Source organism: Streptomyces beijiangensis (genome assembly GCF_017315755.1).
Taxonomy (GTDB): Bacteria; Actinomycetota; Actinomycetes; order Streptomycetales; family Streptomycetaceae; genus Streptomyces; species Streptomyces beijiangensis.
In genome coordinates, this window is the sequence record NZ_JAFLRJ010000252.1 from 1 (window position 1) to 22,934 (window position 22,934).

Consider the following 22,934-nt stretch of genomic DNA (forward strand, 5'->3'; position numbering starts at 1 on the left):
GTATGTGGGCGGGGGGCGGCGGCGGGGGCGCGCTTTCGGTACGTACCGGAAGGGCCGCCCGCACCGGCTGCACCGGGATCCCCAGCACCGTGCCGCAACCGCAGCCCAGCTCGGGCTGCGGCCAGTCGTCCTGGCGCCCGCAGGCCTCGCAGTGGACCCTGACCCACCCCTCTGACCAGGTGCGATGCGTGATCGGCTGCGGGGCTGCGGCCCGGTCGAGAGGCGGGGCGACGGGGGCCCCGCAGGCGCAGGGGTAGACCGGCGCCGCATAGGTGTGCTCGCGACGGCAGGCAGGGCAGCGCACCTGGACCGTCGCCACCGCCAGGTTCTCCTTCGGGGCCTCTCCCATGGGGTCCATCGTCCACCAGGAGCGAGGTCCTGGGGAGGGACTTCGGGCATCCGGTCTCACCGACCTCTCTTGACGGCTGCGCGGCCAGCTCCTAGATTGCTTCCGTATAGCAGAACTTAAATTCCGCAATACGGAAATGGGCGTCTCAGGCTGGCGCGACAGGAGCCCACTCCGACAGGCCGAGCAGGAGTACTCAATGCCTCGTATGACCGCTGCCCGAGCGGCAGTTGAGATCCTCAAGCGCGAAGGCGTCACGAACGCGTTCGGCGTGCCGGGAGCGGCGATCAACCCGTTCTACGCAGCCCTCAAGGCCGGCGGCGGCATCGACCACACGCTGGCCCGCCACGTCGAGGGCGCCTCGCACATGGCCGAGGGCTACACCCGTGCCAACGCCGGCAACATCGGCGTCTGCATCGGTACGTCAGGACCCGCGGGCACCGACATGATCACCGGTCTCTACTCGGCGATCGCCGACTCGATCCCGATCCTCTGCATCACGGGCCAGGCCCCGGTCGCCTACCTCCACAAGGAGGACTTCCAGGCCGTCGACATCGCCTCGATCGCCAAGCCGGTCACCAAGGCGGCGACCACCGTCCTGGAGGCCGCGCAGGTCCCCGGCGTCTTCCAGCAGGCGTTCCACCTGATGCGTTCCGGCCGCCCGGGCCCGGTTCTCATCGACCTGCCGATCGACGTCCAGCAGACCGAGATCGAGTTCGACCCCGAGACGTACGCGCCGCTGCCGGTCTACAAGCCGACCGCGACCCGCGCCCAGGCCGAGAAGGCGATCCAGTTCCTGCTGGAGTCCGAGCGCCCGCTGATCATCGCCGGCGGCGGCATCTTCAACGCCGACGCGTCCGACCTGCTGGTCGAGTTCGCCGAGCTGACCAACACCCCGGTCGTGCCCACCCTCATGGGCTGGGGCTCCATCCCGGACGACCACGACCTGAACGCGGGCATGGTCGGTCAGCAGACCGGAACGCGTTACGGCAACGCCACGTTCCTGGAGTCGGACTTCGTCCTCGGCATCGGCAACCGCTGGGCCAACCGTCACACCGGCTACAAGCTGGACGTGTACACCAAGGGCCGCAAGTTCGTGCACGTCGACGTCGAGCCGACCCAGATCGGCAGGATCTTCGCCCCGGACTTCGGTATCGCCTCCGACGCCAAGGCCGCGCTGGAGCTCTTCGTCGAGATCGCCAAGGAGCTGAAGGCCGCGGGCAAGCTGCCCGACCGCTCCGCCTGGGTCGCCTCGCACCTGGAGCGCAAGGGCTCGCTGCACCGCCGCACGCACTTCGACAACGTGCCGATGAAGCCGCAGCGCGTGTACGAGGAGATGAACAAGGCCTTCGGCCCGGAGACGCGCTACGTCACCACCATCGGCCTCTCCCAGATCGCCGGCGCGCAGATGCTGCACGTCTACAAGCCGCGCCACTGGATCAACTGCGGCCAGGCGGGCCCGCTGGGCTGGACCATCCCGGCCGCGCTCGGCGCCGCCATCGCCGACCCCGAGACCCCCGTGGTCGCGCTCTCCGGCGACTACGACTTCCAGTTCATGCTGGAGGAGCTGGCGGTCGGCGCGCAGCACAGGATCCCGTACGTCCACGTCCTCGTGAACAACGCCTACCTGGGCCTGATCCGCCAGGCGCAGATCGGCCTGGACATCAACTTCCAGGTCAACCTGGAGTTCGAGAACATCAACTCTCCCGAGGTGGGCGTCTACGGCGTGGACCACGTCAAGGTCGTCGAGGGCCTCGGCTGCAAGGCGATCCGGGTCACCGAGCCCGACCAGCTGCTCGCCGCGTTCGAGGAGGCCAAGAAGCTGGCCGCCCAGTACCGCGTCCCGGTCGTCGTCGAGGCGATCCTGGAGCGCATCACCAACATCGCGATGAGCCCGACCGCGGACATCAGCGCGGTCAAGGAGTTCGAGGAGATCGCCACCGAGCCGGGCCACGCCCCGACGGCGATCATCCCGATCACCGCTTCCTGACACGGGGGGAACGGCCCCCGCCCCGGACCTGACTCCGGGGCGGGGGCCGTTTTCTGCTTCCCGCGGTCAGCCGCGGGCCACCGCTATCGCACCGGCCAGCCGCTCGCCCGCCTCGTAGACCATGTACGGGACGCCGCCCTCGGTGCCGAAACTGGGGGCCGCGCTGCGGCCGTTGTCCGGTGCGCCGCTCAGCGAGTCGTGGAAGAGCCCGAGGTGGTCGCGGCGGCCGAAGTCGTTGCCGACCTCGGTGATGAGCAGATTGCCGCCGCTCTCCTTGTCAGAGTTGTAGACGACATACGCGCTGCCGTTCCTCGTCAGCAGGTGCGGGCCGCCGATGTTGACCGCGCCGACGTCCGAGTGGCGTACCAGAGGGGTCTGATCGAAGGTCCAGCTGCGGCCGTCGGGGGACCAACCCCAGCAGATGTCACGGTGGTTGGTGGTGTTGTTCAGCATGAACAGCATCACGTAACGGGCGTTCCTGGTGGGCAGGTCGTGCTGGAAGACGCGGGCGTACGACGTCTCGGTGGTGCCCGCGGGCATCATGGAGGAGGACAGCACGACCTTGTCGTACGTGAAGGTGATCCCGTCCTTCGAGCGGGCCAGCCGCGTCGTGGTGTTCTCGCCGTGGAAGTACAGCCACATCTCCTTGACGTCCTCGTTCCACAGGACGTGCGGCGAGGAGACGTGGCTGACGCTGTAATGCGGCGACCAGACGTTCTTCACCAGGGGGTTGGTGGGGTACTCGGTGAACGGGCCTTCCAGGGAGTCCCCGTAGGCCAGGCAGATCCCGCCGGGTGCGTCGTGCGGCGCGTAGTAGAGGTAGTACTTCCCCAGCGGTGAGGCGACGCGGCCGGCCGTGCCCCGTATGCACGGGAAGATGATCTCGCCGGTCGGGTTGTACTTGAGCTTCGATGGCTCCAGCAGGGTCCGCCGGTAGGTGTAGTCGGGGAAACCGCCCGGCACAGCGGCGGCGGACGCGGGGGACGCGCCGGTTCCCACGGCGAGGCCCGCGCCGGTGGCAGCGGTGGCGAGCAGGAAGACACGTCGGTTGATGTGCGGCTCGTTCATGTGCTGACTCCAAAGGGGGGAGGGGCTTTCAGAGCGAGGTCGCCGCGGTGACGCAGATGCCTCCGAGGGCGACGAACCAGACGTACGGCAGCGTGCGCACCATCACCTGCTGCGGTGTCACGCCCGCGTACTGGGCGGCCCACACCGTCTGGGTGCTGGTCGGATCCGAGACGCCGAAGACCTGGTTGTACGAGGTCGCCAGGCCCAGGACCGCGGCCGCCGGGTAGATCCCGGCGGCGATGAGGACCCCGGCGATGCCCGCGCCGAGGCCGAAGACATTGAGCGGGCCGCGGTACAGGCACAGGGGCACCAGAACGGTGAAGACGATCACGAACAGCACCGCGTTCTGTGGGCTGACACCCTTCACCAGGGGTGCGAGCGCATCCACCGCGCCGGGCAGTTTGACCGCGGCGAGCAGCATGCCGATCGCGATGAACAGGGCGATCGGCGGGGCGGCCACCTCCACACCGCTGTAGAAGGTGCGCAGCAGCCGCTTGGAGATCTGCCCGGGGCGGGTGGTGGTGAGGACGGCGTACAGGATTCCCGCCAACAGTGAGGGAATGATGGCCAGTTCGAAGCCCAGAGCCAGGACGAGCGGGATCACCGGGGTGAGCAGCGCGTACCAGGGCGCGTCGCCGAGACGCTTGCGCTGCGAGGATTTCGGCGGGGCCGTCCGCAGCGACCAGGTGTGCTCGACGCCCCGGCGGCGCGTCTCGACCAGGACGAAGGCGACGGCCGCGGTGAGCGCGAAGGGGAAGAGCTTCAGCATGAACTCCCGTACGGTCTCCACGGGCAGCTCCAGCGCCGTGGAGAAGAACTGCCAGATCGGGAGTTCGAAGGGCATGCCCGCGGCGATTCCCATCAGGATCGTGCCGGCGGCCGTCGTCTTCGGGATGCCGACCGCGATCATCGCGGGGATGCCGACGATCCCGGCGAGCATGGCGGCGGGCGCCGATCCGGTGACCGTGCCCACCAGCGTGGAGACGGCGAGGACGCCGAGCGCGACGACCACAGGACGGTCCCCGCCGAACTCGACGATCTTGCGGACCAGTGTTCCGGCGATGCCCGTCTCGTCGAGCAGTCTGCCCAGCCATGAGCCGAGCAGGATCGCGATCATGGTGGCGGCCAGCATGGGCGCGCCTTCCTGCACGACCGTGTCCAGGACGCTGTTCTTGCCGGTGGCCGGAGCTCCGGCGAGTACGGCGATCGCGACGGCCAGCAGGACCAGAGCGAAGGCCGTGGGGATCTTGCGGGTGAGCATGGCGGCGACTCCGGCCGCCATGACGAGGAGGATGATGACACCCATGGCGTCAGTTCTCTCTTCTGTCCGAGTGGGTGAGCGGAGGCAGGTTCAGATGCTCTGAGAGGGCCGTGGTGAGCACGAGCGGGCTGCGGCCGAGACCGCAGGTGACCTGGGCGTACGCATGCGCCGCGATCTCCTCGGTGCCGGCGACGTGCCCGTACACGCGGCGGCGGCCGAACCGGAGCACGACGTGACCGAGCGCGCGCTTCAGGCGGGCCCTGTGCGGTCCGTGGTGGAGCTGTGCGTGGACCGCCTCGTGGGCGAGGGCGGCGGCGCGCACCGATCCCGGCGGGTACCAGTCGCGCCAGCCGTTCTCCGCGATGACCCGCTCGGCGAGCTGTACGGAGTCGGTGAACAGTGTGAGCGTCGGGGCTGGCCGGGACGTGTAGCGCGCCAACAACCCCTCGTCCAGGCCTCCTTGGAGCTGCACGATCCGTGCGTGGCAGGGGGTCGCGGGCAGCGATGCGCCGAACTCCGTTGCGGTCAGCGCCCATTGCCGCAGAAGGTCCGGATCGCGGCCTTCGTGGGTGGGGGTCGCGGCCAGCAGCCGCACGGCATGGTCGATGTCGTCGGGGTGCCAGGTCGCAGGCGTCGCGCGTACGACCGTCATGAGCGGGTCTCCACCACGCCGACGACCGGTTCGTCGGCCCCGCGGGAGCGCAGTTCGCTGCGCGCCAGCGCCAGTAGCGACCCCGGGTCGAGGACCCCGGACAGATCGGCGATCCGGGAGCCGAGCAGCAGCCGCAGCGCCGGGGCGCGGACCCCGCCGTCGCCGTAGGACGTCGCGTCCCGTACGAGTTCGGCCAGCATGTCCGGTGCCCCCGCGACGGTGGTGGCGGCCACGCGGGCATCGGAGGCGTGCAGCCGGACCACGCCGTCGGCGTCCACGACCCGTACCGGATGGAGCGTCGGACGCAGCCGGCGGCGCACCTCGGTGCCGTACACGGTGTGCGCGGGCGTGCTCGCCAGGACGTGTACGTCGCCGACCGCCGCCTTGAGGCTGCTCGCGGCGGCCCGCAGCCGCTCGTCGTCGTCCGCGCGGTGGGCGCGGTCCTGGGTGCGCAGTTCGGTCGCGCCGGTGGCGACCGCCGTTACGGTCTGGGACTGCGGATCGACCGTGATCTCCACCTCGACCCCGTCGGCTGCCGCGCCCTGGGCGATGACGGCCTGTTCCGCCTCTGCCCGTACGCCCAGGATCTGCTCCTGTGTGGCGCCGGGGATGATGCGCTCGATCTGCTCGCGCACCAGCGCGAGTGCCACTCCGATCGGGCTGATGACCTCGCTGTGCCGGGCGATCCTGCTCTCCCGGTCCATCGTCAGGGCGAGGTGCGGGGTGACCGAGGAGGCTCCGCCACCGCCGCCCACCAGGACGACACTGTCCGCGTCGAGCTTGTACTCGCGGATCATCGTGTCCACGACGGCTCTGACGTGAGCAACTCCTGCATCCAGTACGGCGGTTGCAGCTCCGGCGATGTCCGTGCCGAGCCGCGCGGCCAGCGGTGCGAGCGCCGCACGGGCGACGTCCTGGTCACAGCGGGCGAAGTCGCCCTCCGGGACCCGTCCCAGCGCGTTGGCCGCACAGGTCATGGTGATCGCGAACCGGCCGCCGGCCGCGTCGATCACGGCGTAGTCCCGCGGATCGCCGTCCATCGGGGAGACGGTCTCCACCGTCGCACCCTGCAGGTCTTCCAGGGTGGCGAAACAGGCGTACGGCAGTCCGGCGATATGGGCGCTGCGAGGTCCGGCCCCGCTCACCCCGCCAGGACCGATCCTGACCATCGACCCGCCGCCGACGCCCACGGTCCGTACATCCAGGGCCGAGAGATACGTGCCCCTGCCCAGCAGCGTCGCATGACGCACGGCCACCTTTCCCCGCCGTACGACACTGATGTCCGTCGAGGTGCCGCCCGTCTCCAGGAACACGCCCTCGCTGATCCGCTCCTGCATCAGCGCACCCGCGACCCCGGCCGCCGGTCCTGACAGGACGGTCAGGAGCGGTCTGCGCCGCATCTCGTCCAGCGACATCACCCCGCCGTCGCAGCGCATCACCATCAGGGGAGCGGTGACGCCCGCCTTGGTGATGGAGGCGTCGACCAGGTCGGCGGTGGCCAGCATGCGCGGCAGGATGGCCGCGTTGACGACCGCGGTGCGGGTGCGCTTGTGGAGCCCGTACAGCGAAGTGATCTCGTGCGCGGCCGTCGTCGGCAGACCGCTCGCGCGGGCCGCATCCGACACGGCCTGTTCCCCGGAGGGCTCGTCCACGCCGAACGGCTCGCTGGCGACGACGACTTGAGCACCCGCGTCCCGCACATGCTGCACCGCGGCGCGCACGGACGCGGGGTCCTGGGGATCGCTCACATGCGCGTAATACAGCGGAAGCCGTCGGCCGGGGGCGAGTTCGAGCTTGGCCAGGGAGGCGAGCCGCCGTGTGAGTACGGCTCCCGGTCCTGCGCCGATGCCGATCAGTCCCACGGGTGCGACGTCGCCCTCCAGGAGGGCGTTGGTAGCCTGGGTGGTGCCGTGGGCCAGGAAGGCGACGTCCGAAGGGGCGCAGCCGACCTGCTCCAGGAGCCGGTCGAGAGCTTCGACGATGCCGTGGGCGACACCGTCCTGGTGGCGGTGGCTGGTGGGGACCTTGATCTGTCCCAGCAGCCGCAGGTCCGTGGCGTCAACGGCCACGGCGTCGGTGAAGGTTCCGCCCACGTCGATGCCGACGCGGATACGGTGGGTGGTCATGATCGGGGCACCTCCTTGTGCTGTGTCGGACGGCGCGGACGGTCACCGCCGGGCGGAACAGGTGGAGCTGTTCCGCCCGGCATTTCGACCGCGCCGTGTGGTGCGGGGGTTTCAGTAGCCGCGGACGTCGGGCCAGTGGCGCTGTACGCCCTGGTGCTCAAGGAGCCGGGCGAATTCCGCGAACCGCTTGTCCTCGGCCTGTACTTGGTGCGGTTCGACGCCCTCGGTGAGGCAGTGGGCCGCCAGCGCGCCCGCGACCTCGCCGGCGTTCCACTCCACCGGATGCAGCCGGTAGCAGCCGTTGGTGATGTGGGTGGTGCCGATGTTCTTGCCCGCGGGCAGCAGGTTGCGTACGCGGCGTGGGAGAAGCGCGCCGAGGGGGATCTCGAAGGGCACCGAGCCGATGTCGATGTAGTTGTCGCCCCCTGTCGAGGGGTGCAGATCGATGCGGTAGCCGCCGACTCCGACGGAGTCGCGGTAGGAGGTGCGGCCGTACGGGCCGACCGAGTCGATCGCCACGTCCTGCTCGACGACGGTCGTGACCGCCTTGATGCGGCGTGACTCCCGTACGTACGGAGCCTTGGCGAGCCCGTCGGCTGTGCCGGTCACATCGGGACGCGGCCGCAGCCCGGGGAACCCGGTGCCGCCGTCCGCGCGGGGGGCCTCGGTCTGCAGCCAGTACAGCACCGACAGGGACAACTGCCGTGCTCCCGCTATGGCCTGGGCCGTGGTCTCCTCGCCGCCGCCGATCAGGGGCTTGAGCCAGTAGTCGTTGAGCGGCCAGTTGACCAGGGTGATGTCGGAGTCGAAAGCGCCGGGCCTGTGCAGTTTGCGCGCCAGGATCCGCCGGAAGCCCCACAGTTCCTTGTCGCCCGCGTCCGCGCTCTGGTCCGCGGAGACGTCGAGCGGGTCGAGGCCGGGGTTGGGGACGAAGGTGCGCGGCACGGCTTCGAGCGAGCGCGGGTCCGGGGCGAGGAAGCCGAGCAGCGGGCCCGGCCAGAAGTCGGGGCGGTACGAGCGCCAGAAGGCGTAGTCGGACGGGCGCTCCACCGTGTGGTCCTGGCCCTCGTGGTGGGAGAGGGCGAAACAGAGCGTGATGCCCTGCTGGTTGAGCGGCTGGGCGGTCGCGGGTGCGTGCGGTTCGCCGAACTCGGCGTGTGCCTCGGCTCCGACGGCGTGCTCGACCCCGGCGAGTTCCAGCAGATCACCGGTCTCCGTCGCGTCGATGACATAGCGCGCGGTGATCGTGCGACGGACGCCGCTGCGCAAATCGTCCAGTACCACCGCACGGATGACATCGTTGTCGGATTCGGCACTCACCGGCCGGGTCTCGGTCAGGAGGGTCAGCAGACCGGCTGCCCGGTACGGCGCGAGCATCCCTTCCAGGACGGCCAGGGCGGCCCGCGGCTCGTGGCAGAGCTTGCTGACGCGTCCGGCGCCCGGGTTGAGCTCGGGGAGCGCCGACGCGGCGGAGCGCAGCGGGTACCACTGCCGGTAGTAGTCGCGGATCCCCTGCCGCAGCCGGCGGTAGGAGGCCGTGGCCCCGAACTGCTCGATCCACGGGTGCTCGTCGGGCGGGACGGCCTGTGCGGTGAGCTGCCCGCCGATCCAGTCGGTCTCCTCCGTGAGGACGACGCTCCGGCCGGCCCGGCAGGCGGCGAGTGCGGCTGCCACACCGCCGAGTCCGCCGCCGACGATGAGGATGTCGGGTTCGGGTATCACATGTCTCCTTGTGCTTGGGGCTGTTGTCGGACGGAGGGCGGGGGACCCGCGGTCTCGCCGGGCCGGAAGGTGCAGGTGACCAAGGGCTCCTCGGCGTCCTCCCCTGCGACGAGCGATGCCAGCAGACGGACCGCCGCAGCACCCAACTGCGTACGGGGGATGTCGAATCCGGTCGGCACCGCCTCGTGCGAGAGGTCGGCGGGCGGGCTGCCGAGCAGGGCGAGCGACGCGTCGCGCGGCACTTGGAGGCCGGTCGTACGGCAGGCCGCGCGCAGGGCCCGCCAGGCGGCCCCCGTGTCCGTCTCCTCGGCCACGAACGCGGTGACGCCCTCGGCGAGCCAGCCGCGCAACCGCTCTGGGGTGATATCGCGCCGGGGATCGGCGCTGCGGTGGACGGTGCCGGCGTCATGGTCGAGACCGGCGGCCGTGAGCCCCTCCAGGAACCCCTGCTCGCGGTCGGTCGATGCCGGTGCGTCGTCGTCCTCGCGGATCAGTACGAAGCGCCGGTGGCCCAGGTCCGCGAGCTTCCCCACCACCTCCCGGCCGGCGCTGACATAGTCGGCGCCCACCCAGGCGAGGCCTTCGAGCTCGTCCCTGCGGCCCAGGTGCACCGCGGGGAAGCCGTCGGCGACCAGCCGCCGCAGTTCCTGGGTCGGAATGTGCCGCCCCAGGAAGAGGCAGCCGTCCGCCAGCCGTACCCGTCCCAGCGCATCGGGTCCCGCCGCTCCCGCGCCGCCGGAACTGGAACCGGTGAAGAGCACCAGGTCGTAGCCGCGGGCAGCGGCCTCCTGCTCCACGCCCACCAGGAACGGGTAGTAGGAGTGCTGCATCTCGGTCGGGAAGGTCGCGGTGAAGCTGAAGACGCCGAGCAGATTGTTGCGGGCGGCGGCCAGTCTGCGGGCCGCCGGGTCCGGTACGTAACCCAGTTCGCGGGCGGCGTCCAGGACCTTCCTGCGGGTCTCGTCGGAGAAGGCGGCACCGTCCTTCTTGTCCGCCAGGATCAGTGACACGGTCGCCTGCGAGACCCCGGCGGCCCGCGCGACCTCGGCCTGTCTCGGCCGGGACGTGCGGGCTCCCTGAGCTGCGGGACGACCGCGCCTGGACGGCTTCTTGCTTTCCTGCACCGTGCTCCTCCGAAGAATTAATGCGCATTACTGATGCGCATTAACGAGAACTGTGGAGGTGGTCGGACCGGTGGTCAAGAGGTCGCACACGATTTTCTTCCGCATATGGCGGAGGGCTTGCTGCTCGCGCAACAAGCCCTGAGGTGAGGGTCTTTGACCGCTCCCGCTCACACGACGCCAGTGCTCACACGACGCCCCCGCAACTGATTCCTCCGCCGCCTCCGCCGCCCCGACCGGCCGGTGTCGCCCCGGTGTCGCCGCGAAGCCGCCCGGTGAGTCCGCCCTCACGGGCGAGGTGCGGTACGACGGCGGCGAGCCCCGCATCCCCGTACAACGCGACGGCAAGCAGCCGCTCCCGCGTATCCCAGCCCAACTCCCGTACCTCATGCGCTGCATGGGCCCCTTCGGGCAGTACGAGTTCGACCGCAAGCCCCTTCACCACCTGCCGCCCCGCCCGGGTCCGGTGCGGCAGGTGCTCACGCCACAGCCCGTCCTCGACCAGCGGCCGCCGCACCTGCTCCAGCGCGGCGCGCACCCGCGGTGTGTCGATCAGATCCCGCAGCGCGAGCGGCCGGTGCAACGCGGCGTGCACGGCCTTCTCCAACGCCCCTTCTGCACCACTGGCCACCCCCGAGGTCTGCAGCGTGCCGGGCTTCCCCGGCGTGACGGCCCCCCGCAGTGCCAGCGCCACCACGGCCACGGTGACGGCGGCGCGCGGTCCCCCTCGTAACATCCCGACTTCCTCTGCACTGAGCTCTACCGACCTGTCGGTCATGTGGCTCACCTCCCCCTGTGGAGAGGGGTATGCCCGAGCAGGGGTCCCGGGCAAGCGTCCTGACGCCGGTTCAGAGGATTCCTTGAGGTTGGGCGGCCGAACGCCTCGCGTCCTGCGCCCGCCAAGCCTGACAACGGTGTTGCACAATCCGGTCGCACACCTGGAGCAGTGCCTTATAGGTTCGCGGGATGAGTGCTGACAGTGCGGCGGAGGTGCGGCCCGCCACCCAGGCGGACGCCGAGGCGATCGCGACCGTCCATCAGGAATCACGGGCGGCGACCATGCCCTATCTGCCGCCGCAGAAGCGCACGCACGAGGAGGTCGTCCGGTGGGTCCGTGAGGTGGTGCTCAAGGAGTCCCGGGTCTGGGTCGCCTCGCGCGGGGACCAGGTGCTCGGCTACGCCTCCCTCGACGGCGACATGCTCGACCATCTCTATCTCAGGACCGATGTCCGCCGGCAGGGGATCGGCACACTCCTCCTCGACGAGGTCCTGGCGCACAGCCCGCGCGGGCTGCGGCTGCACGTCTTCCAGCAGAACACCGGGGCCCGCGCCTTCTACGAGCGGCACGGATTCACGGTCCTCGACACCAATGACGGCAGCCGCAACATGGAGAACCTGCCCGACATGACCCTGCGCCGGGCGGCGCCGCCCGTCACGCCATGAGCGCAGGCGGTCCGTGCTGCGGCAGCACCGGGATCACCAGTGCGCGCAACGCCGAAATGCTCGCCTTCGAGAGGAGCTGAAGGCGAGCAGTCGGAGGGGAGTTGGAGCCGCCCGGCGGCACGAGGCTGGGCGCGACAGGACATTCGTGTCGCCGGGCGGAGATTTAGGGGTGCTGCTGCACTGGAACCCTCGGCGGTCGGAGGCCGCCGCAGCCGGCCGAAGCCAGCGGAGCAGTGCGAGGTCGGCGTCGAGAAATGGGCGTTCGCGTCGCCGGGCGGAGCTTTTGGACCCATCGGGAAGTGCTCCGGGGCCGCGGCGGGGCGATTGACTTCCCCGGCGTCCGCTCCTTCAGGTCAGGAGCGGGCCGGGGAGCCTTGACCACCGCACTGGCATCGCGCCGCCGCGGCCCTCAGGCGTGTCCGGACCGTCGGTCACCCCTCATCGGGCCGAAGATCCGGACTACGGCGACCACCTGACCTCCCGTCAGGTCGTCACCGCAGTCTGCTAGTCCTCGCGCAGGGCGCGGACCGCCTCTTCCACACGCTTGCCGTAGTCGGTGTCCGCGGCGTGGAAGTGGGCCAGGTTCTTCTCGATCACGTCGTCGCGGCTGACCTGCGAGAGGCCGCCCGCGATGTTGGCGATCAGTCGGGACTTCTCGTCGTCCGACATCAGACGGTAGAGCTCGCCCGCCTGGAAGAAGTCGTCGTCCTTCACGTGGGCCGGGGCGGCGTGGGTGCCGGTCCAGCCGGTGAGGGCGTACGGAGCGGCGTGCGCCGCGTCCGTCTGGGACGGGCCCTGGTAGGAGTTGGGCTCGTAGTTCTTCTCGGCGCGCCCGCCGTTGCGGGTCGCCATCGCGCCGTCGCGGCCGTAGTTCACCGCTCCGCCGACAACAGCCTTGGGGGCGTTGACCGGCAGCAGGGTGTGGTTGATGCCCACCCGGTAGCGCTGCGCGTCGGCGTACGCGAAGAGGCGGCCCTGCAGCATCTTGTCGGGCGAGGCGCCGATGCCAGGAACGAAGTTGTTCGGGGAGAACGCGGCCTGCTCGACCTCGGCGAAGACGTTGTCGGGGTTGCGGTCCAGGACCAGGCGCCCCACGCGCTGCAGCGGGTAGTCGCTGTGCGGCCAGACCTTCGTCAGGTCGAAGGGGTTGAAGCGGTAGTCGGCCGCCTCCGCCGCCGGCATGACCTGGACGTACAGGGTCCAGGACGGGTTCACGCCCCGCTCGATCGCCTGGAGGAGGTCCGTCTGGTGCGAGTTGGCGTCCTTGCCCGCGAGCTCGGCGCCCTGCTCGGCCGACAGGCTGCGTACGCCCTGGTTCGTCTTGAAGTGGTACTTGACGAAGAAGGCCTCGCCCGCTGCGTTCGTCCACTGGTAGGTGTGCGAGCCGTAGCCGTTCATGTGACGGTACGAGGCCGGGATGCCCCGGTCGCCCATCAGCCAGGTCACCTGGTGAGTGGCCTCCGGCGCGTGCGCCCAGAAGTCCCAGACGTTGTCCGGCTCCTGCTTGCCCGTGAAGGGGTCGCGCTTCTGCGAGTGGATGAAGTCGGGGAACTTGATCGGGTCCTTGATGAAGAACACCGGGGTGTTGTTGCCGACGAGGTCGTAGTTGCCCTCTTCGGTGTAGAACTTCAGCGCGAAGCCGCGGGGGTCACGGACCGCGTCCGCGCCGCCGAGCGAGTCGGCCACGGTCGAGAAGCGTATGAACGTCTCGGTGCGCTTGCCGACGGTGGAGAGGAAGTCGGCGTGGGTGAAGCCGGTGACGTCGTCCGTCACCTCGAAGTAGCCGTACGCACCGGAGCCGCGTGCGTGCACGACACGCTCCGGGATGCGCTCCCGGTTGAACCGGGCGAGCTTCTCCAGCAGGTGCTGGTCCTGAAGGAGCAGCGGACCACCGAGGCCGGCGGATGCGGAGTTCTGATTGTCGGCGACCGGGGCGCCTGACTCGGTCGTAAGCACGCGCTTCGACATGGTGGACCTTCCGTGCGGGATCTGCTGACGGCTGGGTGACGGGTGCGAGGAGCGTAATTTCGCCCCGAACGTCACGTCAACAGTTTGTTGAAAATGAAGTGTGGTGTTCCGGGCGGCGGCGACGCCTGGGCGCGACAGGACAGGTGTCAGCGCCACCGCCGCCCGGAAATCTGGGGGAGGTTACGAGAAGATCTCGGAACCTCAGACCTGCGAGCCCGACAGACGCTCGACGCCGCGCAGCAGCGCCGAGTGGTCCAGGCCGCCGTCGCCCTGGGCGCGCAGCGATGCGACCAGCTGGGCGACGACCGCGCCGACGGGCAGAGCCGCGCCGACGTTGCGGGCGGCGTCGGTGACGATGCCCATGTCCTTGTGGTGCAGGTCGATCCGGAAGCCGGGCTTGAAGTCCCGGTTGATGAAGTTGTCCTTCTTGCGGGTCAGGACGGTCGAGCCGGCCAGTCCGCCGTTGAGGACGTCCAGGGCGGCGGCGAGGTTCACGCCCGACTTCTCCAGGAAGACGACGGCCTCGGCGCAGGCCTGGATGTTGACCGCGACGATCAGCTGGTTGGCGGCCTTCACCGTCTGGCCGGAGCCGTGCGGACCGCACAGGACGATCGTCTTGCCGAGGGCGTCAAGCAGCGGCTTGGCCTCGTCGAAGTCGGCCTGCTCGCCGCCGACCATGATCGAGAGCACTGCCTCGATCGCACCGGCCTCGCCGCCCGACACGGGGGCGTCCAGGACGCGGATCCCCTTGTCCTTGGCGGCCTTCGCGAGGTCCACCGAGGTCTGCGGGGTGATCGAGGACATGTCGATCAGCAGGGCGCCCGAGCGGGCGTTCTCCAGGATGCCGTTCTCGCCGTATGCGATGGCCTCGACGTGCGGGGACGCGGGAACCATCGTCACGATCACGTCGGCGTCCTTGACCGCCTCGGCGATCGAGGAGGCGACGGAGCCGCCGGCGGCCGCCAGCCGGTCCAGCTTGTCCTGCTCCAGCGTGAAGCCGGTGACGGAGTAGCCGGCCTTGATCAGGTTCTCGGACATGGGGGAGCCCATGATGCCGAGGCCGACCCATGCGATCTTGGGGAGAGTGCTCATCAGGGTGCCTCCGGGGGTCCGGGGGTTTCCCCCGGGTAGGTGCAGCAACATGCAGACATAAGTGGTCAGTTGGCCGAGAGCCAGTCGAAGGCCTCGGCGCTCGGGCGGTCGCCCGGCTTGTACTCCAGGCCGACCCAGCCCTCGTAACCCGCCTTGCCGAGCCGGTCGAGGAGATCCCCGAGCGGCAGCGAGCCGGTGCCCGGTGCGCCACGGCCCGGGTTGTCCGCGATCTGGACGTGGCCGGTCTTGTCGGCGTAGGCGTCGATCACGGCGGCGACATCCTCGCCGTTCATCGACAGGTGGTAGATGTCCAGCAGGAACTTGGCGTTGCCGAGTCCGCTGAGCGCGTTCACCTGGTCGATGACCTCGATCGCGGCCGGGGCGCTCACCAGCGGGTAGAGCGGCGACTCCGGCTTGTTGAGGGTCTCGACCAGCAGGATCGCGCCGACACGGTCGGCCGCGCGGGCCGCCAGCACCAGGTTCTCCAGGGCGAGTGCGTCCTGGTCCGCCGGGGTGGCGCCGTCGACACGGTTGCCGTACAGCGCGTTGAGCGCCTTGCAGCCCACCGAGGCCGCGAAGTCCGCGGCGATGTCGATGTTGGCGCGGAAGCGGTCCGATTCCTCACCGGGTACGGAGAGGGCTCCGCGGTCCGGGCCCGGAAGCTTGCCGGCGTAGAAATTCAGCCCCACGAGCTGGGTGCCGGCGTCGTCGAGCGCCTTCTTGAGGGCGTCGAGCTCGGCCTGCGCCGGGGTGGGGGTCTCGATCCAGGGCCACCACAGCTCGACCGCCGTGAAGCCAGCTGCGGCCGCGGCCGCAGGGCGCTCCAGGAGCGGGAGCTCGGTGAAGAGGATCGAAAGGTTCACATCGAAGCGCTGGTCCTTGAGGCCCATCGAGTGCGCTCCTTCCGTATTGCGGAAGTTGTTTTCTGCCTGTTGGAAGATTGCCTTCAATCTGGGAGAGCTGTCAAGAGGGCCTCCCGGATTTCGTCGCTCGCGGGCTAGGTTGAGCGCGTGCGATTGAGAGTGGAGTTCACGACCGAGCCCTTCGACCTCGACGAGGCGCCCCCGCATGCGCTGGTCGCCCGCGAGGTCGTCCAGAGCGCCGTGCTGGACGCTGTGGACGTCGGGCCCTTCGGCAATACGGCGGAAGGCGGTGCGGACGCGGTGCTCACCGCGGTCGACGCACTGCTGCGCAAGTCCCTGGCGGCCGGTGCCACGCGCGTCTCGCTGCAGGTCAACGTCATCGGCGAGAGCGACGCGGAGGGCCAGAAGTGACCGTGCCGGGAGACCACCCCCTTGTCGTGGCCGTGAAGCCGCTGGTGGACGCCATGGGCGCCGAGATACTCGGGGCCGACCAGGCCGGGGCCGACGATGTCGTACTGGCGTGGGAGGGCGAGGACGTGCTCGCCGTACGCCTGCCGCAGCTCTCGGACTCCCTCGATCACATCCTGGCGGCCATGGAGCGCAGGCACGGAGTGCCGCTCTCCGAGCTCGATCGCAAGGCCAAGCAGTCGGTCGTACGGACGCTGGAGGCGCGCGGCGCCTTCTCCGTAAGGCATGGGGTGGAGACGGTCGCGGGGGCACTGGGTGTCAGCCGCTTCACGGTCTACAACTACCTGAACCGCTCGGAGTGAACCGACAGGTAACTTCCTGTCCTCTTTGTAACGCGAAGTTTTCAACAAAGTGTTGACGCGGTGTTTCCGAGGGCGTTAGCTGTGCGCAGCCCGTCCAGCACCAAGGCCACGGAGGCTCCCGTGACTTCGAGCAGTACACCGAGTACCCCGGGTCTCACCCGGTTCAACACCCAGCAGGACCGTGCGGCCCTGGCCGCACTGCACGAGGTGTGCGCCAGTTCGGCATGGGGGAGCAAGCTGCTCGCCCAGCGTCCGTACGCCACCGCCGAATCGCTCTTCCTCGTCAGCGACGCCGCCATGGCCGAGCTGACCGCGGAGGATCTGGCAGAAGCGATGGCAGGACACCCGCCGATCGGGCGGCCGAAGCCCGGTGACCCGACCTCCTCCCGCGAGCAGCGGGGGATGGCCGGGGCGTCCGACGGCCTCAAGATCGAGATGCTCGAACTCAACCTGGCCTACCAGGACAGGTTCGGACATGTCTTCCTGATCTGCGCCACCGGCGCCACCGCCGAGCAGATGCGCGACGCGATGAAGGACCGGATCGGGAATACACCCGAGCAGGAGCGCGAGATCGTGCGCACCGAACTGGGGAAGATCAACCGCATCCGGCTGACCCGCCTCGTGGAGGAAGAGACCGTATGAGTACCGAGACCACCGCATCGGTGTCCACGCACATCCTGGACACCAGCGTCGGCCGCCCCGCAGGGGGCGTGCCCGTCGAGCTGTCCGTACGGGACGGGATCGACGGGGCCTGGAGCGCCCACGGCGTCTCCAAGACCGATGCGGACGGGCGCGTGAAGGACCTGCCGGCTCTGCCGGAAGGAACCACCCACGTACGGCTCGACTTCCAGATCGAGCAGTACGCCTTTGAAAACCAGCACAGTGTTGACAAGCAAGCCGCCGAGGCACAGCAGGACGCCCCCCGCGTAAGGGACAGCGCTGCGTTCTTCCCGGAGGTGGCGATCACTTTCGCCGTCACGCCGGGCGAGCACTATCACGTACCGCTGCTGCTCAACCCGTTCGGCTACTCCGTATACCGAGGGAGCTAGCAGACATGCCCACGATTCTTGGACAGAACCAGTACGGCAAGGCGGAGAACCGCGTTGTCAAGATCACGCGGGACGGCGACACCCACCACATCAAGGACCTGAACGTCTCCGTCGCGCTCTCCGGCGACATGGACGACGTCCACTACTCCGGCTCCAACGCCAACGTCCTGCCGACCGACACCACCAAGAACACGGTGTTCGCGTTCGCCAAGGAGTTCGGCATCGAGTCCGCCGAGCAGTTCGGCATCCACCTCGCCCGTCACTTCGTGACGACGCAGGAGCCGATCAAGGTCGCGCGGATCCGCATCGAGGAGTACACCTGGGAGCGCATCGCGACCTCGGACAACAACTCGAAGTTCATCGGCTCGGACCAGGTCAACCACTCCTTCGCCCGCAAGGGCCAGGAACTGCGCACCACGCAGATCACTTTCGACGGTGAGAAGTGGCAGATCATCTCGGGCCTCAAGGACCTCACGGTCATGAACTCCACCAACTCGGAGTTCTGGGGCTACGTCAAGGACAAGTACACGACGCTCAAGGAGGCGTACGACCGCATCCTGTGCACCGATGTCGCCGCCGCCTGGCGTTACAACTGGACCAGCGACGACGAGCGGATGCCCAACTGGGAGCGTTCGTACGAGCAGGTCAAGAAGCACATGCTGCAGGCCTTCGCCGAGACGTACTCCCTGTCGCTGCAGCAGACCCTGTACCAAATGGGTTCGCGCGTCATCAACAGCCGGAGCGAGATCGACGAGATCCGCTTCTCGCTGCCGAACAACCACCACTTCCTCGTGGACCTCGAGCCCTTCGGGCTGAAGAACGACAACGAGGTCTACTTCGCGGCGGACCGCCCGTACGGCCTGATCGAGGCCACTGTGCTGCGGGACGGGATCGAGCCGCAGATCCCGGTCGACATGACCAACCTCTGACGCCGACCGCATGCGTTCCCCGCCGGCCCGAGCCGGCGGGGGGCGCGGCGGACCGGAGGGAACTCCCATGGCAACGACGCCAGTTCAAGGGCTTACAGACGACGGCCCATGTCCGACCCCACCGGTCCACCCGGTGGACGAAAAGCTCCCCGCCTCGCGGCTGATCCCCGCCGCGCTCCAGCACATCGCCGCGATGTACGCCGGCGTCGTCACGCCTCCGCTCATCATCGGCCAGGCCGTCGGTCTGGACACGGCCGGCATGACCCGGCTGATCGCCGCCAGTCTGCTGATCGCCGGGCTCGCCACCCTCCTGCAGACGCTCGGCGTCGCGAAGTTCGCCGGGAACCGGCTGCCCTTCGTCAACGCCGCGTCCTCCGCCGGTATCGCACCGATGCTCGCCATCGCCGAGACCAGCGCACCGGGACACCAACTCCCGGCGATCTATGGCGCGGTGATGGTCGCCGGGGTCTTCTGCCTCTGCGTCGGCCCCTTCTTCGGACGGCTGCTGCGGTTCTTCCCGCCGCTGGTCACCGGCATCGTCATCACGCTCATCGGCGTCACCCTGATGCCCGTCCCGGTCTCCTGGGCGCAGGGCGGCGACAAGACCGCCGCCGACTTCGGCGCGATGAAGTACCTCGCGCTCGCCGCCTTCACACTCGCCGTCATCCTGGTGATCCAGCGCTTCGGCAAGGGCTTCGTCAAGCAAGTCGCCCTGCTGTTCGGCCTGTTGATCGGCACGCTGGCCGCGATCCCCTTCGGTATGGCCGACTTCAGCGCCATCAGCTCCGCGCCCGTCGCGGCCCTTCCCGCCCCCTTCGCCTTCGGCGTCCCCGAGTTCCAGCCCGCCGCGATCCTCTCGCTCTGCATCGTGATGCTGGTGCTGATGACGGAGTCGTCGGCCGGGATGCTGGCGCTCGGCGAGATCTGCGAGCGCGGCTGCGACGGCCCCACGATCACCCGGGGTCTGCGTACGGACGGCATCGCGACCCTCATAGGACCGATGTTCGGCGGATTCCCCACCAGCGCCTTCGCCCAGAACGTCGGCGTCGTCTCGCTGACACGTGTCCGAAGCCGTTACGTCGTCGCAGCGGCGGGCGGCGCCCTGATCGTCCTCGGGACCTTCCCGGTCCTCGGCGCGGTCGTCTCGATGGTGCCGATGCCCGTACTCGGCGGCGCCGGGATCGTGCTCTTCGGGTCGATCGCGGTGAGCGGGATCCGTACCCTCTCCGAGGCCGGACTCGACGACAGCTCCAACATCATCCTGGTCGCGGTCGCGCTCGGGGCGGGCATCATCCCGCTCGCCGCGCCCACGTTCTACGCACAATTTCCCGCCTGGGCACAGACCGTCCTCGGCTCCGGCATCAGCGCCGGCGCACTGGTCGCGGTCCTGCTCAACCTGTTCTTCCACCATCTCGGCACCCGGAGCCACGCGGCTGCGGCACTCAAATCCTCCTAGGGTCCTGCCGTGCCCACAACGCATCCGAGAGAAGAAGGAAGCACCGCCATGGCAGCAACGGCAGCCGCGCGCATCGTCATCGAGAACGTCGCCATCGCGACCGTCGACGCCCAGGACACCGAGTACGCATCGGGCCATGTGGTCGTCGCGGGGAACCGCATCGAGTCGGTCGGTGCGGGCAAGGCGCCCGAGGGGCTCGAGAACGTCGTACGCCGCATCGACGGCACCGGCCATCTCGTCACCCCTGGCCTGGTCAACACCCACCACCACTTCTACCAGTGGATCACCCGCGGTCTGGCCACCGACCACAACCTCTTCAACTGGCTGGTCGCGCTGTACCCGACGTGGGCGCGCATCGACGAGCCGATGGCCCGCTCGGCCGCCCAGGGCTCCCTGGCGATGATGGCCCGCGGCGGTGTCACCACCGCGATGGACCACCACTACGTCTTCCCCAAGGACTCCGGCGACCTCTCCTCCGCGATCATCGGCGCGGCCTCCGAGATGGGCGTACGGTTCACGCTCGCCCGCGGCTCGATGGACCGCAGCGAGAAGGACGGCGGCCTGCCGCCGGACTTCGCCGTGGAGACCCTCGAAGGCGCTCTCGCGAGCACCGAGGCGACCATCGACCAGCACCACGACGCCTCCTTCGGCTCGATGACGCAGATCGCCGTCGCACCCTGTTCGCCGTTCTCCGTATCGACCGAACTGATGAAGCAGGGCGCCGAGTTGGCGCGCCGCCGCGGGGTCCGTCTGCACACGCACGGCTCCGAGACGGTCGAGGAGGAGCAGTTCTGCAAGGAGCTGTTCGGGATGGGTCCGACCGACTACTTCGAGTCGACCGGCTGGCTCGGCAGCGACGTGTGGATGGCGCACTGCGTCCATATGAACGACTCCGACATCGCCGCCTTCGCCCGTACGGGAACGGGCGTCGCCCACTGCCCGTCGTCCAACGCACGCCTCGGCGCCGGCATCGCCCGCGTACCCGACATGCTGAAGTCCGGCGTCCCCGTCGGCCTCGGCGTCGACGGCACCGCGTCCAACGAGTCCGGCGAGCTGCACACCGAGCTGCGCAACGCGCTGCTCATCAACCGTCTCGGCGCCCATCGCGAGGCCGCCCTGAACGCCCGTCAGGCGCTGCGCCTGGGGACGTACGGCGGCGCCCAAGTCCTCGGCCGGGCAGCCGAGATCGGCTCCCTGGAGCCCGGAAAGCTCGCCGACCTGGTGCTGTGGAAGATGGACACCCTGGCCCACGCGTCGATCGCCGACCCGGTGACCGCGCTCATCTTCGGTGCCGCGGCCCCGGTCACGCTTTCCCTCGTCAACGGCAGGACCGTCGTCGAGGACAGCCGCCTCACCACGGTGGACGAGGACGCCATCGCCCGCTCCACGCGGGAGCAGGCCCAGCGCCTCGCGCGAATTGCCGCGCAGGTCTAGTCCTCCCCAGAGGTCCGGCCGGGGAGGACGGTCCCCGGCCGGTCGCCGTGAACCCGAGCGGGGTCCACGGCAGCCGTTGCCGGTAGGCGCGTGCTTCATGTGCACGCGCCTACCGGAGCGGTGACGTACCTGTACTTACGGAAAATGCACCACTTTTGCATGCTTCAGCACCACCCGCACCACCTCCAAGACACCCGCGTCAACGCCGACGTGTAACCGACCGGAGGAACCGCCGTGGCAGCCAAGCCCAGGTTTCGTACAGATGCAGTCCCCACCACCGACCACGAGAAGCACCCGGTCGATGAGACGCTTCCGCCCTTCAAGATGTTCACCAGCGGCCTGCAGCACGTGGCCGCGATGTACGCGGGCGTTGTCGCCCCGCCCATGATCGTCGGCCCCGCCGTGGGCCTCGGCGCGACTGAGACCGCCTTCCTCGTGGGGGCCTCTCTCTTCACCGCCGGCATAGCCACCCTGCTCCAGACGCTCGGCTTCTGGAAGGTCGGCGCCAAACTGCCGTTCGTCAACGGCGTCTCCTTCGCCGGCGTCACCCCGATGATCGCCATCGGCAAGGACCGCGGCCATGACGGGATCGCCGTCATCTTCGGCGCGATCATCGTCGCGAGCGTGCTGGGCTTCGTACTCGCCCCGTACTTCAGCAAGTTGCTCCGCTTCTTCCCGCCCGTGGTCACCGGCACGGTGATCACCCTGATCGGTGTCTCGCTGCTGCCGGTCGCCTTCGGCTGGGCGCAGGGGCCCAACTCCCAGGCCGACGACTACGGTTCGATGAAGTACATCGGGATGGCAGCCCTCACCTTTGTGATCGTGCTCGTCCTGCGGAAGGTCCTCACCGGCTTCCTCCAGCAGATAGCGATCCTGCTCGGTCTGGCCATCGGGACGCTCATCGCGATCCCGCTCGACATGACCGACTTCGACGCCATCAAGAACGCGGATGTTGTCGGCTTCCCGACGCCCTTCCACTTCGGGGCACCGCAGTTCGAGATCCCCGCGATCGTCTCGATGTGCATCGTGATGCTGGTCTGTATGACCGAGTCGACCGCCGACATGCTGGCGCTCGGCAAGATCGTGGGCCGGCCCGCCGACGAGCGGACCATCGAGGGCGGGCTGCGTGCCGACACACTCGGAAGCGCGATCAGCCCGCTCTTCAACGGCTTCATGGCCAGCGCCTTCGCGCAGAACATCGGCCTGGTCGCGATGACCAAGGTGCGCAGCCGGTACGTCGTCGCCACGGGCGGCGGGATCCTGATCCTGCTCGGCCTGTGTCCGATGGCGGCCTCGGTGATCGCTCTCGTACCGCTGCCGGTGCTCGGCGGTGCGGGCATCGTGCTCTTCGGCTCGGTCGCCGCCAGCGGGATCCAGACGCTCGCCGGCGCGGCCATGGAGAAGGGTGAGAACGCGCTGATCGTCGCGGCCGCCGTCGGCATCGGGCTGATCCCGATCGCGGCGCCGGACTTCTACCACGCCTTCCCGAAGAACATGCTGGTCGTGCTCGACTCCGGTATCTCCACCGGGTGTGTGGTGGCCATCGTGCTCAACCTGGCGTTCAACCACTTCGGCAAGCAGCCCGAGGAACAGGAGCAGGAGCTGGAGCGGCAGGCGGCGGCGGAGGTCGCCGCGGTGCACTGA

At 69.2% G+C, this 22,934-nt stretch carries 20 protein-coding genes and 1 pseudogene; 10 read left to right on the forward strand and 11 right to left on the reverse strand.

What is annotated here, in order from left to right; translation table 11 throughout:
* A pseudogene (locus tag J0695_RS25030) lies at positions 1-349 on the reverse strand (hypothetical protein); the annotation flags it as partial.
* A 196-nt stretch (positions 350-545) separates the two neighbouring features.
* Between J0695_RS25030 and gcl the strand changes: the two are divergent.
* Positions 546-2,336, forward strand: a complete 1,791-nt coding sequence (gcl, locus tag J0695_RS25035; protein ID WP_206965486.1) for a glyoxylate carboligase — start codon at positions 546-548, stop codon at positions 2,334-2,336.
* 66 nt (positions 2,337-2,402) lie between these two features.
* Here gcl and J0695_RS25040 read toward each other — a convergent pair whose 3' ends face one another.
* The 7 genes from J0695_RS25040 to J0695_RS25070 all read right to left on the reverse strand — a co-directional run bounded on the left by J0695_RS25040 (position 2,403) and on the right by J0695_RS25070 (position 11,064).
* Positions 2,403-3,404, reverse strand: coding sequence for a glycoside hydrolase family protein (locus J0695_RS25040; protein WP_206965488.1), 1,002 nt, complete (start codon positions 3,402-3,404; stop codon positions 2,403-2,405).
* Positions 3,405-3,432: 28 nt separating this feature from the next.
* A complete protein-coding gene (locus tag J0695_RS25045; RefSeq protein ID WP_206965498.1) occupies positions 3,433-4,710 on the reverse strand; it encodes a TRAP transporter large permease subunit in 1,278 nt (425 codons plus the stop codon).
* Between the two features lie 4 nt (positions 4,711-4,714).
* Positions 4,715-5,317, reverse strand: coding sequence for a hypothetical protein (locus J0695_RS25050; RefSeq protein WP_206965500.1), 603 nt, complete (start codon positions 5,315-5,317; stop codon positions 4,715-4,717).
* Positions 5,314-7,443 (reverse strand): hydantoinase/oxoprolinase family protein, encoded by a 2,130-nt coding sequence (locus J0695_RS25055; RefSeq protein ID WP_206965501.1) that lies wholly within the window; start codon positions 7,441-7,443, stop codon positions 5,314-5,316. The genes J0695_RS25050 and J0695_RS25055 overlap by 4 nt, the downstream gene beginning before the upstream one ends.
* A 111-nt stretch (positions 7,444-7,554) precedes the next feature.
* On the reverse strand, positions 7,555-9,165 hold the full coding sequence (locus J0695_RS25060; protein ID WP_206965503.1) for an FAD-dependent oxidoreductase: 1,611 nt from the start codon (positions 9,163-9,165) through the stop codon (positions 7,555-7,557).
* The gene (locus J0695_RS25065) at positions 9,162-10,289 is read right to left on the reverse strand and encodes a LacI family DNA-binding transcriptional regulator (protein WP_206965505.1); all 1,128 of its coding nucleotides are present in this window, start codon (positions 10,287-10,289) and stop codon (positions 9,162-9,164) included. The genes J0695_RS25060 and J0695_RS25065 overlap by 4 nt, the downstream gene beginning before the upstream one ends.
* A gap of 184 nt (positions 10,290-10,473) precedes the next feature.
* The gene (locus J0695_RS25070) at positions 10,474-11,064 is read right to left on the reverse strand and encodes a TIGR04222 domain-containing membrane protein (protein ID WP_277990023.1); all 591 of its coding nucleotides are present in this window, start codon (positions 11,062-11,064) and stop codon (positions 10,474-10,476) included.
* Between the two features lie 188 nt (positions 11,065-11,252).
* Between J0695_RS25070 and J0695_RS25075 the strand changes: the two genes are divergently transcribed.
* Complete coding sequence (locus J0695_RS25075; protein ID WP_206965508.1) at positions 11,253-11,729, forward strand: GNAT family N-acetyltransferase; 477 nt, start codon at positions 11,253-11,255, stop codon at positions 11,727-11,729.
* Between the two features lie 504 nt (positions 11,730-12,233).
* On the opposite strand, the gene J0695_RS25080 is transcribed toward J0695_RS25075, so the two are convergent.
* The 3 genes from J0695_RS25080 to J0695_RS25090 form a co-directional block, all read right to left on the reverse strand.
* Positions 12,234-13,697 (reverse strand): catalase, encoded by a 1,464-nt coding sequence (locus J0695_RS25080; RefSeq protein ID WP_206965510.1) that lies wholly within the window; start codon positions 13,695-13,697, stop codon positions 12,234-12,236.
* A gap of 201 nt (positions 13,698-13,898) precedes the next feature.
* Positions 13,899-14,789 (reverse strand): 2-hydroxy-3-oxopropionate reductase, encoded by an 891-nt coding sequence (locus tag J0695_RS25085; RefSeq protein WP_206965512.1) that lies wholly within the window; start codon positions 14,787-14,789, stop codon positions 13,899-13,901.
* A gap of 65 nt (positions 14,790-14,854) precedes the next feature.
* Positions 14,855-15,679, reverse strand: a complete 825-nt coding sequence (locus J0695_RS25090; RefSeq protein WP_206965513.1) for a TIM barrel protein — start codon at positions 15,677-15,679, stop codon at positions 14,855-14,857.
* Positions 15,680-15,799: 120 nt separating this feature from the next.
* Here J0695_RS25090 and J0695_RS25095 point away from each other — a divergent pair, with 120 nt between their 5' ends.
* The 8 genes from J0695_RS25095 (at position 15,800) to J0695_RS25130 (ending at position 22,934) form a co-directional block, all read left to right on the forward strand.
* On the forward strand, positions 15,800-16,063 hold the full coding sequence (locus J0695_RS25095) for a hypothetical protein (protein WP_206965515.1): 264 nt from the start codon (positions 15,800-15,802) through the stop codon (positions 16,061-16,063).
* Positions 16,060-16,422 (forward strand): helix-turn-helix domain-containing protein, encoded by a 363-nt coding sequence (locus J0695_RS25100; RefSeq protein WP_206965517.1) that lies wholly within the window; start codon positions 16,060-16,062, stop codon positions 16,420-16,422. The genes J0695_RS25095 and J0695_RS25100 overlap by 4 nt, the downstream gene beginning before the upstream one ends.
* Before the next feature lie 120 nt (positions 16,423-16,542).
* A complete protein-coding gene (uraD, locus tag J0695_RS25105; RefSeq protein ID WP_206965519.1) occupies positions 16,543-17,064 on the forward strand; it encodes a 2-oxo-4-hydroxy-4-carboxy-5-ureidoimidazoline decarboxylase in 522 nt (173 codons plus the stop codon).
* Positions 17,061-17,471 (forward strand): hydroxyisourate hydrolase, encoded by a 411-nt coding sequence (gene uraH / locus J0695_RS25110; protein WP_206965521.1) that lies wholly within the window; start codon positions 17,061-17,063, stop codon positions 17,469-17,471. Before uraD ends, uraH begins: the two co-directional genes overlap by 4 nt.
* Before the next feature lie 5 nt (positions 17,472-17,476).
* Positions 17,477-18,400, forward strand: a complete 924-nt coding sequence (gene pucL / locus J0695_RS25115; RefSeq protein ID WP_206965524.1) for a factor-independent urate hydroxylase — start codon at positions 17,477-17,479, stop codon at positions 18,398-18,400.
* A 67-nt stretch (positions 18,401-18,467) separates the two neighbouring features.
* Positions 18,468-19,856 (forward strand): nucleobase:cation symporter-2 family protein, encoded by a 1,389-nt coding sequence (locus J0695_RS25120; protein WP_206965525.1) that lies wholly within the window; start codon positions 18,468-18,470, stop codon positions 19,854-19,856.
* Positions 19,857-19,904: 48 nt separating this feature from the next.
* Positions 19,905-21,290 (forward strand): 8-oxoguanine deaminase, encoded by a 1,386-nt coding sequence (locus J0695_RS25125; RefSeq protein WP_206965527.1) that lies wholly within the window; start codon positions 19,905-19,907, stop codon positions 21,288-21,290.
* Positions 21,291-21,524: 234 nt separating this feature from the next.
* Positions 21,525-22,934 carry a nucleobase:cation symporter-2 family protein gene (locus tag J0695_RS25130; RefSeq protein WP_307798747.1) on the forward strand — a complete coding sequence of 470 codons (1,410 nt, stop codon included), beginning with the start codon at positions 21,525-21,527 and terminating at the stop codon, positions 22,932-22,934.

Bases quoted from the DNA above. Each gene is read 5' to 3' on its own strand.
- gcl (WP_206965486.1), top strand. From the start codon at position 546: ATGCCTCGTATGACCGCTGCCCGAGCGGCAGTTGAGATCCTCAAGCGC.
- J0695_RS25040 (WP_206965488.1), bottom strand. From the start codon at position 3,404: ATGAACGAGCCGCACATCAACCGACGTGTCTTCCTGCTCGCCACCGCT.
- J0695_RS25045 (WP_206965498.1), bottom strand. From the start codon at position 4,710: ATGGGTGTCATCATCCTCCTCGTCATGGCGGCCGGAGTCGCCGCCATG.
- J0695_RS25050 (WP_206965500.1), bottom strand. From the start codon at position 5,317: ATGACGGTCGTACGCGCGACGCCTGCGACCTGGCACCCCGACGACATC.
- J0695_RS25055 (WP_206965501.1), bottom strand. From the start codon at position 7,443: ATGACCACCCACCGTATCCGCGTCGGCATCGACGTGGGCGGAACCTTC.
- J0695_RS25070 (WP_277990023.1), bottom strand. From the start codon at position 11,064: ATGACCGACAGGTCGGTAGAGCTCAGTGCAGAGGAAGTCGGGATGTTA.
- J0695_RS25075 (WP_206965508.1), top strand. From the start codon at position 11,253: ATGAGTGCTGACAGTGCGGCGGAGGTGCGGCCCGCCACCCAGGCGGAC.
- J0695_RS25080 (WP_206965510.1), bottom strand. From the start codon at position 13,697: ATGTCGAAGCGCGTGCTTACGACCGAGTCAGGCGCCCCGGTCGCCGAC.
- J0695_RS25085 (WP_206965512.1), bottom strand. From the start codon at position 14,789: ATGAGCACTCTCCCCAAGATCGCATGGGTCGGCCTCGGCATCATGGGC.
- J0695_RS25090 (WP_206965513.1), bottom strand. From the start codon at position 15,679: ATGGGCCTCAAGGACCAGCGCTTCGATGTGAACCTTTCGATCCTCTTC.
- uraH (WP_206965521.1), top strand. From the start codon at position 17,061: ATGAGTACCGAGACCACCGCATCGGTGTCCACGCACATCCTGGACACC.
- pucL (WP_206965524.1), top strand. From the start codon at position 17,477: ATGCCCACGATTCTTGGACAGAACCAGTACGGCAAGGCGGAGAACCGC.
- J0695_RS25120 (WP_206965525.1), top strand. From the start codon at position 18,468: ATGGCAACGACGCCAGTTCAAGGGCTTACAGACGACGGCCCATGTCCG.
- J0695_RS25125 (WP_206965527.1), top strand. From the start codon at position 19,905: ATGGCAGCAACGGCAGCCGCGCGCATCGTCATCGAGAACGTCGCCATC.